Source organism: Anaerolineae bacterium (genome assembly GCA_014360855.1).
Lineage (GTDB): Bacteria > Chloroflexota > Anaerolineae > JACIWP01 > JACIWP01 > JACIWP01.
Map to the genome: position 1 here is coordinate 1 of JACIWP010000092.1, position 10,935 is coordinate 10,935.

General features: G+C 65.9%; 11 protein-coding genes. 5 read left to right on the forward strand and 6 right to left on the reverse strand.

Features of this window, described 5'->3' with window-relative positions:
* The 5 genes from H5T60_06705 to H5T60_06725 all read left to right on the forward strand — a co-directional run.
* Positions 1-1,225: hypothetical protein (locus tag H5T60_06705; GenBank protein MBC7242118.1), on the forward strand; the 1,225-nt coding region annotated here is incomplete at its 5' end.
* A 49-nt stretch (positions 1,226-1,274) separates the two neighbouring features.
* Positions 1,275-3,338 carry a hypothetical protein gene (locus tag H5T60_06710; GenBank protein MBC7242119.1) on the forward strand — a complete coding sequence of 688 codons (2,064 nt, stop codon included), beginning with the start codon at positions 1,275-1,277 and terminating at the stop codon, positions 3,336-3,338.
* A 207-nt stretch (positions 3,339-3,545) separates the two neighbouring features.
* Positions 3,546-4,289 carry a hypothetical protein gene (locus tag H5T60_06715; protein ID MBC7242120.1) on the forward strand — a complete coding sequence of 248 codons (744 nt, stop codon included), beginning with the start codon at positions 3,546-3,548 and terminating at the stop codon, positions 4,287-4,289.
* A gap of 134 nt (positions 4,290-4,423) precedes the next feature.
* The gene (gene uvsE / locus H5T60_06720) at positions 4,424-5,341 is read left to right on the forward strand and encodes a UV DNA damage repair endonuclease UvsE (protein MBC7242121.1); all 918 of its coding nucleotides are present in this window, start codon (positions 4,424-4,426) and stop codon (positions 5,339-5,341) included.
* Between the two features lie 3 nt (positions 5,342-5,344).
* Positions 5,345-6,136, forward strand: coding sequence for a hypothetical protein (locus H5T60_06725; GenBank protein MBC7242122.1), 792 nt, complete (start codon positions 5,345-5,347; stop codon positions 6,134-6,136).
* On the opposite strand, the gene H5T60_06730 is transcribed toward H5T60_06725, so the two are convergent.
* Genes H5T60_06730 through H5T60_06755 form a run of 6 tightly spaced genes read right to left on the reverse strand, consistent with a single transcriptional unit; the run spans position 6,120 to position 10,905 of the window.
* A complete protein-coding gene (locus tag H5T60_06730; protein MBC7242123.1) occupies positions 6,120-6,947 on the reverse strand; it encodes an ABC transporter permease subunit in 828 nt (275 codons plus the stop codon). The two genes, H5T60_06725 and H5T60_06730, sit on opposite strands and share 17 nt — an antisense overlap.
* Positions 6,944-7,882: an ABC transporter ATP-binding protein gene (locus tag H5T60_06735; protein MBC7242124.1), complete on the reverse strand. Its 939-nt coding sequence runs from the start codon at positions 7,880-7,882 to the stop codon at positions 6,944-6,946. The genes H5T60_06730 and H5T60_06735 overlap by 4 nt, the downstream gene beginning before the upstream one ends.
* Positions 7,883-7,927: 45 nt before the next feature.
* On the reverse strand, positions 7,928-9,388 hold the full coding sequence (locus H5T60_06740; protein MBC7242125.1) for a trimethylamine methyltransferase family protein: 1,461 nt from the start codon (positions 9,386-9,388) through the stop codon (positions 7,928-7,930).
* 42 nt (positions 9,389-9,430) lie between these two features.
* Positions 9,431-9,757 carry a hypothetical protein gene (locus tag H5T60_06745; protein ID MBC7242126.1) on the reverse strand — a complete coding sequence of 109 codons (327 nt, stop codon included), beginning with the start codon at positions 9,755-9,757 and terminating at the stop codon, positions 9,431-9,433.
* A 10-nt stretch (positions 9,758-9,767) separates the two neighbouring features.
* Complete coding sequence (gene sdhC / locus H5T60_06750) at positions 9,768-10,193, reverse strand: succinate dehydrogenase, cytochrome b556 subunit (protein ID MBC7242127.1); 426 nt, start codon at positions 10,191-10,193, stop codon at positions 9,768-9,770.
* 7 nt (positions 10,194-10,200) lie between these two features.
* Positions 10,201-10,905 (reverse strand): succinate dehydrogenase/fumarate reductase iron-sulfur subunit, encoded by a 705-nt coding sequence (locus H5T60_06755; GenBank protein ID MBC7242128.1) that lies wholly within the window; start codon positions 10,903-10,905, stop codon positions 10,201-10,203.
* Between the last annotated feature and the right edge of the window lie 30 nt (positions 10,906-10,935).

A 10,935-nucleotide genomic window follows, 5' to 3' on the forward strand; every position in this document is an offset into this window, starting at 1 on the left:
CGACACCGCCACGCCGACGGCCACCCATACGCCGACCAATACGCCCACCCCGACCGACACGGCAACGCCCACGGACACACCGACGCACACCGCCACGCCGACGGAAACGCATACGCCGACCGTCACACATACTCCAACGGAGACGCCGACGTTCACCCCGACATTCACGCCAACATCTACGGCGACCCCGACCGCCACTCCCACGGACACGGCGACGGCCACTCATACGCCGACGCGCACGCCCACGCTGACCCGCACGCCGACGCCGACGAGCACTGCCACCTTCACCTCGACGCCGACGCGCACGCCGACCGCCACCACCACACCCACGCTGACACCCTGGCCGACGGCCACTGCCACGCACACGCCGGCCCCCGGCCCGGTGCACCCTTCAACGGAATGGGTCAACTTCTACGGCACCGTCACCCTCTGGAACGGCAGTCCAGCCCCGATCGGCTCCACTGTGGACGCCTATGACCCGAGCCATGTGCGGTGCGGGACCTACTACGTGACCACCGCCGGCCACTACGGCCCCATGCCCGTCTACCGCGACGACATGACCACCCCAGAAGATGACGGCGCCTCCCCCGGCGACACCATCCGCTTCGCCGTGAACGGCATGCCGGCCTTCGCCGTCGGCCCGGACGAGCCGGTGTGGACCTCCAACGGCGATATTTGGGAGGTCAACCTTATCGCCGGCCCGCTGGTCCAGCGCATTATCTACCTGGCACCCGGCTGGAACCTCATCTCCTTCGACATCATGCCGCTGAACCCGGATGTGCCCAGCGCGCTTTCCTCCATCAGCGGGAAATACACCCGGGTGCTGTCCTTCGACTGCACCCTCGGCGCGGTGTCGTACTATCCGAGCTTGCCGCCCAGCCTCAACACCCTGAAGACCATGGACCCGTGGCACGGCTACTGGATTTACATGACCCAGGGAGCGCACCTTGTCGTCCAGGGCATCGAGGCCCCGGACCATTATCCGCTCTCGCTCTGCACGGGCTACAATTTGGTCGGATACCTGCCCAACTCCGCGCAGAACGTGGCTGCCGCGCTGACTTCCATCGCCGGCCTGTTCGAAAGCGTGATGGGCTTTGACCCCATCCTCGGCGCCCAGACCTACTATCCCAGCCTGCCGCCCCTGCTCAACACCCTGACCCAGCTACAACCAGGGCGGGGCTACTGGATCAAGATGAACAGCCCGGGCACGCTGATTTACCCGTAACCGGCCGGCCGCCTGAGACATGCCTTGTCGCAAGGAGAGTGGGGAAGCCATGAACTCTCGACCACGCGGACTGCTTCCAACCATCGCGGGGTGGCTTATCCTCGCCGGCGCTGTTGCCGTCCTCGCCATCCTGAACATCTCCGCCGGCTCCGCGGCGCTCTTTTCGCCTCCCCTGGTGGACGGGGACACGCCAACACCGACGCCGACCCCCACCGCCATTGTGGATATGGCCGTCGTCCCCGAAATCTACACCTCCTACATCGGGGAGATCTTTCATCTCGACATTATGGTCTCCGCCGGCCCCCAGCCGGTGGATGCCATTGATGCCCGTCTCTATTTCTCGCCTACCGAAATGCTGGTCATCGGCGTGGATAACGGCCCTGCGCTGGGCAATGTGCTTAACAAAACCGTCAACAACATGACGGGCTATTTGCGCTATTCCGCCGGCCGGCTGTTCGGCGACCCGCCTCCTGCCGGCGACTTTATGCTGTGCCGCATCTGGTTCCAGGCCATGGCATACACACCCAGCGCCGACCTCATCTTTGACCCGCTGAACACAGACGTTGTCTACGGCGGAGAATCGGTCCTGCGCAACCTGTATAACGGCGTGGTCATCATCACCAGCGCCACTGCCACCGCCACCATCACACCCACAGGCACACCGACCCATACACCGACCATCACCCCCACGCCGACCGACACCGCCACCGCGACGCCCAGCCCCACCCCCTCGGCGACGGCGACGCCCACCCATACCAGCACTCCTACCCCGACCGATACCCATACTCCTACACCGACGGAGACCCATACGCCCACCATCACGCCGACGCCGACGGAAACCACTACACCGACGATCACGTCCACGCCGACACATACCGGGACGCCCACCGAGACGCCGACGGTCACTCAAACGCCCACCGTGACCGCCACGTGGACGCCGACATCCACACCCACTGCCACCGGCACCCCGACCCATACGCCGACCAGCACGGCCACCGCCACGGCAACGGCTACCCACACCGCCACGCCAACACCAACCGGCACGCACACCCTGACGCCCACCCCGTCCCCCACCGGGACGGCCACGCACACCCCAACCGCCACCGGGACAGCGACACATACTGCGACGCCGACCAACACCGTGCGGCCGACGCTGACCCCCACCTTTACCCGCACGCCGACGCCCACCTGGATATTCTCGCCGACGCCGACGCGCACGCCTTATCCGACAGCCACGCCAACGGCCACCCTGACGCCCGGCCCCCTGCACCCGACCACCAACTGGGTGAACTTCTACGGCACGGTAAACCTGTCGGACGGGTCGCCGGCCCCATACGGCACGCGCATCGACGCTTATGATCCCACCGGCTTCCGCTGCGGCACCTGGATGGTCACCACGCCCGGCCAGTACGGCCCCATGCCGGTGTACCTGGATGATCCCACCACGCCGGCCCGTGACGGCGCCCTCCCCGGCGAGCGCATCCGCTTCGTCATCAACGGACAGCCGGCCGTGTCGCTTGGCCCCGACGAGCCGATCTGGACCATCACCGGCGATATCTGGCAGGTCAACCTCCTCGCCAGCCGCAATACCCAGGTCACCCTGTACCTGCGCGCCGGCTGGAACCTCATCTCCTTCCCGGTGGAACCGCACAACCCCGCCGTGCTGAACGTCCTGGGCGGCCTCATCGGCCGCTTCACGCGCGTGCTCTCGCTGGACTGCAGTCGCGGCGCCCTCTCCTTCTACCCGGGCATCCCGCCCTACATGAACAGCCTGACAGAAATGGACGGCCGGCACGGCTACTGGATCGAGATGTCCCAGGATATGCACCTGGTGGTGCCGGGGGTCCAACTGCCGGCCTCCACTCCTATCCAGCTCTGCGCCGGCTACAACCTGGTCAGTTACCTGCCCGATCATCCCCTGCCCGTGGAACAGGCCCTGCAGTCCATCGCCGGCCGCTACACCGCCGTCCTCGGCTTCGACCCAGAACGGGGTGCCCTCTCGTATTACCCGGACCTGCCGCCGGGCATGAACAGCCTGACCCAGATGGAGCCGGGCAGGGGCTACTGGATACGCATGACCTCGCCGGCCGTATTGATATACCCCTCGCCGTGAATCCCGCCCTATAGCAGGGGGCAAGGCCGGCGGTATCAGCCGCCGGCCTTCTTCTTTATCTCCACAAATTGTAAGCAAATTGTAAGGAAAACCTATTGACGCCTCTCCGCCCCCTGGCTATATTGTTCCACAGAGAACTCCAGATGCACGTACAATATTGTGTTGTTCTATCCCAGTATGTATCCTGATCGCGATGGAGGGATCCTCATGCGAGGGCAAAGGGGCCAGGGATTGGTGGAATACGCCTTACTGCTGGCGCTGATCGCCGTCGCCGCGGCGGCCTCCCTGCGCGCGGTGGGGCCGGCGGCCCGGGAGGCCTTTCAGCGGGCGGTGCTGGCCATCGGGGACGGCGATATCACCTTCGATACACCGGTCCCGTCCGGCACGCCAGAGGCCAGCCAAACCCCCGGCACCACTACCCCAGAAGCCACCGCCTCGCCCGGGCCAACCACGACCACCACGCCGGGCGCCACCGCCTCCCCTGTGCCGACCGCCACGCCCGTACCACCCACCCCCACGCCCGGGGGACACCTGGTGACAGATAGCTGTTCGGCCGTCCTTGCCCTGAAAAGGCCTGGCTTATACAAAACGATCTGCCAGCTACGATATTCCTTCGCCGAACTGGAATCGGGCAAAATCTATATTTCCCCCGACCTGCCGGACGGCATGTCGCTGATCGTGAACCTGCCGGCCGGCTCCTACACCTTCCACGGCGCCCTGCGCAACGGCCAGCCGCCGGTCTCCGGCCCACTGCCGCTCGGCAAGGGGGACTTGGAAGCCCTGGCCGGCGGAACCATCATCTTCACGGCCAGCTACCTCCCGCTGGACGGCGGATACCGGGGCGCCGGGTGGAAGGGCAGTGTCACCATCAGCGTGACCGGCCTGCCCGAGATCGGCATCGTCCCCGGGCCTGGCCCCATCGTGCCCAAGCCGCCGGTCGTCCTGGACTAGCGGACCCCGGCCGTAGGTGCGCGAGGGCAGTGACATGGTGTCACTGCCCTCGTTTGATCTCATGCCCCGCGCATGCTATAATCTCGACAACCGTTCGCCAATGGGCCACGCAACTGCCACGCCGGGAGAAGGACATGCGCATCGGTTTCCCAGGCCGCATCTTCGGCCGCCCGCGGCTGAAGACCCACGACGGCCGGCGGCCGCCCCAACAGCCCCACCTCAGCGTCAGCCTGCTCTACCTGCGCGACATCCTCGAGTACCTCCACCAGCAGGACATCCGGCTGTACCGCATGTCCCCGTACCTCGTGCCGCCGACCAGCGCGCCAGAGGAACAGATCGCGGAATGCCAGGCCATGCTGGCCTTCGTGGGGGAGCTTGCCGGCCGCTACCGCATCCGCCTGACCATGCATGCCCTGGCCTATACCACCCTCAGCACGCCCGATGAACAGCTTGCGGAGCGCGGCCGCCGGGAGCTGATGCGCTGGTCGCGCCTCATGGACGCCATGGGCCTGCCGGCCGATGCCGTGATTGTCCTGCACGTGGGCGGAGTGTACGAAGACAAGGACGCCAGCAAGGGGCGGTTCTTGCGCCGGCTGGAAGCTCTTCCGGAGGCTGCCCGCCGCCGGCTGGCGCTGGAGAACGACGACGCCTCCTACAGCTTCGCCGATGTCCATCAGCTTGCCGCACGCGCCGGCCTGCCGGTGGTGCTGGACTATTTGCATTTCCTCAATCACAACCCGGAGGACCTGCCCCTGACGGAGGCGGTGCGCCTGGCGCTGGCAAGCTGGCCGGCCGGCGTGCGGCCCAAGATGCATTTCAGCAGTCCCCGCACGGAGCTGAAAGGGGCCGCCCTGGCCGGCGCCCGGCCGCCCCAATGGACGGAACACGCCGATTTCGTCAACCCGTTTGAGTTCATCCGCTTCTGCGAGAGCTGTCTTACGGTCGGAGAGGCCGACATGATGCTGGAGGCGCGCGCCCGCGACCTGGCCGTCCTACGGCTGAAAGCAGATCTCCAGCGCTTCGCGCCGGCCCTGGCGCGGAACGTCGAGTAGCCCATGGAACACCGCGGCATGCTTGACATCCTGGGGAACGATTCCTCTGCCGGCGAGACGCCGGCGCTGGTGGTGCTGGTCAATAACCCCGTGGATTGGCGCCGTGTGCAGGAGGAGCACTGGTACCGCATCCCCCTGCGGCACGCGCCGCGGCTGGCCGGCGCGGCCTACCTCGCCTTTTATCATTCCGGCGCCTTTGAGGAAGAGCGCTGGAGCATCCGCTGGTACGCGCAGGTGCGTTCGGTGCAGGTACTGCCCCGCCATATACTGATACCGGACGAGCCGGCCCATCCCCGCGCCCGAGAGCTGTACCTCCGCTATGACCTGGGTCCGCTGGAGGCCCTGCCGGCCCCTGTGCCCAGCCGGCGGCTCCGCCGGGTCACCTTCATCCCCACCACCCTGGAGCGCCTGCTGTCCGCCAGGGATGTCTCCCAGCTCTGGATCAAACAGTCCCTGCGCGAGCGTCTCTGGGTCGAGCTGAACCGGCAGGGCTTCCACGCCGAGATGGACGCCGGCATCGAGGGACTGCCCGACGCAGTCTTCGACTTCGTGGTCCCGTGCGAACACGGCGGCGTAGCGGTAGACATCGAGCAGGAAGAGGCGGCAGGACGGGGATACCGCGAAGCACTGCCGGCCTATGCGCCGGCGGATATCGCGTCCGAGCTTCAGCGCCTGGGCTGGAGCCGGCTGTGCTTCGAGCGCGGTTCAGTGCACAGTATCATGCAATGTATCAAGGAAGCGGTTGACGCGCATGGGGGCATGCGGCTGAGGCCGGCGCTCACAGCCGGGCGATGATCTCGCCCCGCCCGAACGTGCGCACCGCGATCGTCAAGAGCGCCGCATCCACTGCCCATATCACCAGGCCGATCAGCGCCACCGTGGGGGTGCTGAAATACAGGATGCCCCCCATCTGTCCGAACAACAGCAGGATGATGGGGATCACCACCAGCCCGCTCATCTGATAGGCGTCCTGAAAGCTCTTCGCTTTGGCGGAGACCAGGACGATCACCCCGATGCCGAGGGCGGCGGCCGCCGGCACCACCCACAGGATCAGCACGATCCAGGCCAGGTTGGGGAAAAACATGCGCCCCAGCACCATCAGGCCGGCGACGTTCACCACCACGGTGTACAGCACAAAGCATGCCCAGGAGACAACCATCGCCGGCAGGAAGGCGGCCAGCACCTTGCCGATGAACAGCTCCGCCGAAGTGATGGGGGTGTACAGCAGGGCTTCCAGCGTCTTGCGCTCCTTCTCGCCGGCGAAGCTGTCCGCCCCGATGACGCTGGAGACCATCACCGGGATAATGAGGAAGAACGGGGCGAACATGAACATGGACGCGACCACCACCCAGGTTTGCTGGTCGTTCAGGCCGGCAAACAGGTTGTACAGCTCCGCCGGCATGTTGGCGAAAAACGCCCCCATCTCCCGCCGCAGTTCCTCGCCGGTCTCCATCGGCTCCAGGTAAATGGGCAGGAATATCATCAGCGCCGGCATCAAAATCATCATCATCAGCGGCACAATGATGATGGGCAGGACCACCCCTTTATTGCGCAGGGCAATGCGCAAATCCTTACGGGCAACGGCGCGCACGGCACGGGTATTCATGCGCTCCCTCCTCGGGCATTGGCCTGAAGCTGGAAATAGATGTCCTCCAGGGAATGCTCGCGCGGTCGGACGGCGTAAATCTCCGCGCCGGCCTCCACCAGCGCCCGCACCACCGCCGGCGTGCGGTGCTCCTGGTCCAGCAGGACGTGCAGGTCGCTGTTCTCCACCTCCACCTGCGCCACCCCTTCCAGCCGCTTCAGGGATGCCAGCGTCTCGGCGGAGAGCGGCCGGCCCAGCCGCACGACGATGCCGTGCCCATGCCAGATGCGCCGCGCCAGCTCCTCCGGGGTGCCGACGGCGATCAGCTCCCCGCGGTTGACGACCCCCACCCGGTCGCACAACCGCTCGGCCTCCACCAGGTTGTGGGTGCAAAGAAAAATGGTGCGCCCCTCCTCCTGGCTCAGATGCTCGATCAGCTCGGTGACCTGCCGCGCCGCCTCGGGGTCCAGGCCGGCGGTCGGCTCATCGAGGAACAGGATCTCGGGCGCATGGATGAGGGCGCGCGCCAGCGCCAGGCGCTGTTTCATGCCCTTGCTGTAGCCGGCCACTTTGTCGTCCGCCCGCGCCGTCAGCTCGAACATCTCCAGCAGTTCATCCACCCGCCGGCGCAGGACATTGGCCGGCACATCGTACAGCTCGCCGAAGATGAGGAGATTGTCGCGGGCGCTCAGCGGCTCGTAGAGCGCCGGCGATTCGGTCAGCACGCCGGTGCGCCGGCGCACCGCCGGCCCCTGTGCGATGGGGTCCATCCCCAGCACCCGGATTTCGCCGGCGGTAGGATTGAGGACACCGTTCAGCAGGCGGACGGTGGTGGTCTTGCCGGCGCCGTTCGGCCCCAGGAAGCCGAACACTTCCCCGCGGGCAATCTGCAAGTTCAGGTCGTGCACCGCCACCAGCGCGCCAAAATGCCTGGTGAGGTTGTGGGTTTCAATCACCCATTCCGGCACGTTATCATCCTTCTGCCCACGCTACGGAGGGCATCATTTTGCGCGCGAGCGCTCGCGTTCTTCCGCCGCTTCCAGGATTTGCTGAATCCGTTCGGCCGCGCCGTCCGGCAGGGGCGCCGGCGTATGCGACTCCAGGATGCGGTGCAGTTTGCGCCGGATGCGGTCCAGCATGGTGAGACTGCCGGCGGCCTCCCAGTTCACCCAGGGGTCGCGGTCCATCAGCGTCGGCGTCCATATCTCGGTGCGGCACAGCCGCGCCGTCTCCATCGTCGACATGAACTCCCCGCCCGGCCCGACCTGGTCAATCAGGTCCAGCATGATGGTCTCGTCCGTCACCTCGATGCCGCGCATAATGCGGCGGGTCATGGCGATGATCTCATCGTTCATCACCAGCATTTCCAGCGAGCCGATGTCCGCGCAGTCCAGGAAACCCACATCATGTACGAGGGTGGCGCCGCTCAGCGCCGAAAGGAGGACCTGGAAGGTGCTCTCGATGGCCGCCTGCTGATCCACGACCTTGGCCTCGGAGGCGCCGGCGGTACCCATGAAGGGCAGGCCCAGGTAGCGGGAGATGTCGGACATGGCGGCGCTGTACAGGCTCATCTCCGGCCCGCCGTACGCCGGCCGGCCCGTGCGCAGATCCATCGGCTCCGGCACCCCGCCGATGCACACCGGCGCGCCCCGCTTCTTCAACTGCAGGATGGCCAGCCCGCTCAGTGCTCCAGCCAGGTACGAGACGATCAGGCCGGCGCCGGTCACCGGACCCGTACTGCCGGCCGTCCCCCCGCCGATGTAAATCACGGGGATGTCATGCTCCATGGCCCAGAAGACGTTCTCCAGGTCATGGTCGGTATGGATGAGCGGCGACTGCCAGGTGGAGAAGAAGCCGAACAGCGGCCGCCGGCGGAAGGCCTCGGCACTGCCAGTCACCGCCAGCGCCATCGCATAGAGGTCCTTGACCTGATCCACCTGAAAGGCCCACGGCAGGACGGGTTTGGTGGTGTTGGCGATCATCTCGGCGTACTCATAGACCGAGGCCAGGGTCGGGGTGACATCGCTGATCAGGCCCAGGGACATGACGTAGTCAATGTTGGGCAGGGCATCACAGACCCGCGCGGTCATGCCCGGGTCGCCGCGGCGGGTATGCCGGCGCTCCCCGGTAAACGGATCGATGAAGTACGTGCAGGTCGGTCCAGGCCCGTAGTACACCTTATCCGGGACGACATGCAAGGCATGCCGGCCGTCGCGCCCCCAGATGGTAAAGCCGCGCGGCGTGGAAGCGATGGCATCCTGGATGATATGCGGTGGGATGCGCACCCGCACCCCATCCACGTCGGCGCCGGCTTTTGCCAACAGATGCCGAGCTTCTTCATTCAGGACGTTCACGCCGGTGCGGGAGAGGCATTCCAGCGTCGCACGATACAATCTCTCGATCTGCGCATCGGACAGCACGCGAAACTGGGGCGTTTGCAGGGGAGCGTAATTGGCTTCCACAGCCTGTCATCCTTTCTATTGTATGAGCGCAAGGGGCCGGCATCAGGCGCGCAATACCGCACTGCCGGTCAGCCAGACCGCATATACGACGATGATGGCACCCAGCGCGACCAAAACAGCCTTCAGCCGGCGGTCCGCCGCCGGCGAAATCCCCAGGTCCAGGATAATGGCCCGCACTCCCATCAATGCATGGGAGGTCACCACAATGAGAAAGGCCGTCTCCAGCGCGAAGATGAACGGATTTGAGAGGTAGTGTATCACATCCTCATAGGTGCGCAAGCCGCCCTCCACCACAAAATGGTTGGCGACCATATGCACCACCAGCAGAACGGTCAGCAGTATCCCCGAGAGTGCCTGCCATATCCACATCGCTGTGCCCTCAACCCATCATTAGAATCATGCGCACGGCTACCGCGGTGAGCACAATGGAAAGCACAAAGGCGCCCCAGAAGAGCACGGCCTGCCGCCGGCTCCCCACGCCCAGGCCCAGCAGGATGACCCGCAGGCCGTTCAGCCCGTGGTACAGCATGCCGAAGATGAGCACTGCATCGAAGGCCACAAAGAGCGGCGAATGCGCCAGGGCGATGAACGCGTCCCAGGCCTGTGCGCCGCGCGCCAGCGTGCTGAGCACCGTCAGGTGCAGGAACAGGTAGAACACCAGCCCGATGCCGGTCACCCGCATGAGGATGAAGGCCAGCCAGCCCTCGCGCCGGCCGTGCAGGTCCACCCACGCCGCGGCGCGCCGCCACCAGGACGCCCGGGCCACATGCTCCGAAAGGGGAAGGGAGGACAATGTCCGATCCATGGAGCTGTTACCTCCTTTCGACGCCGGCGAGCTGGCGCCGGCCGCGCAGGATCAGATAGCGCCTCAGCCATCCGATGGCCTGCGAGGGGTCCACGTTCGAGGGGCACACTTCCACACACTCCATCACCGAGTGACAGCGCCAAGCGCCGTGGGCATCGCCGGCCAGCGCGCACAGGGACTGGATATCCCGGCCGCGCGGCTCTTCCAACAGGCGCTTGATCATCGCCAGCGGCGACGGCCCCAGGTACGCGCTGTCGCTTCCCACCACGGGACAGGCGGACATGCACAGCCCGCATTCGATGCAGTCCTCGAAGCGGGTGCCCTCTTCCTCGCCGGCGGTCAGTTCGTCCCGCCGCACATAGGGTGCCTGGATGGCCGCCATGCGATCCATCAGCGGCTTCACATCCACCACCAGGTCGCCCACCCAGGGGAAGTTCCGCAGGGGCTCCAGCGTCACCGTGGCACCTTCCGGAAACTCCGCGACCGGCGTCAGGCACATCAGCCGTTCGCGCCCGTTGACGCGCACGCCGCATAACCCGCAAGAGGCGTGATGGCAGGCGTGTCGGAACAGCAGGGTCGGGTCCTGGGTGGCCCAGACCTTCTGCACGGCATCCAGGATGTTCAAATGCTCATCCACGGAGACCTGATAGGTCTGGTAGGCCGCCGGCCGGCCAGGGCCGCCGCGTAAGATGCGCAGGTTAAGCGTCCGCACGATATCCCTCCGAATCCCCAGAATCCCGCA

Excerpts from the sequence above, each read along its gene's own strand:
- H5T60_06730 (MBC7242123.1), bottom strand. The coding sequence starts at position 6,947 with ATGAATACCCGTGCCGTGCGCGCCGTTGCCCGTAAGGATTTGCGCATT.
- H5T60_06745 (MBC7242126.1), bottom strand. The coding sequence starts at position 9,757 with ATGTGGATATGGCAGGCACTCTCGGGGATACTGCTGACCGTTCTGCTG.
- sdhC (MBC7242127.1), bottom strand. The coding sequence starts at position 10,193 with ATGGATCGGACATTGTCCTCCCTTCCCCTTTCGGAGCATGTGGCCCGG.
- H5T60_06715 (MBC7242120.1), top strand. The coding sequence starts at position 3,546 with ATGCGAGGGCAAAGGGGCCAGGGATTGGTGGAATACGCCTTACTGCTG.
- H5T60_06725 (MBC7242122.1), top strand. The coding sequence starts at position 5,345 with ATGGAACACCGCGGCATGCTTGACATCCTGGGGAACGATTCCTCTGCC.
- H5T60_06710 (MBC7242119.1), top strand. The coding sequence starts at position 1,275 with ATGAACTCTCGACCACGCGGACTGCTTCCAACCATCGCGGGGTGGCTT.
- uvsE (MBC7242121.1), top strand. The coding sequence starts at position 4,424 with ATGCGCATCGGTTTCCCAGGCCGCATCTTCGGCCGCCCGCGGCTGAAG.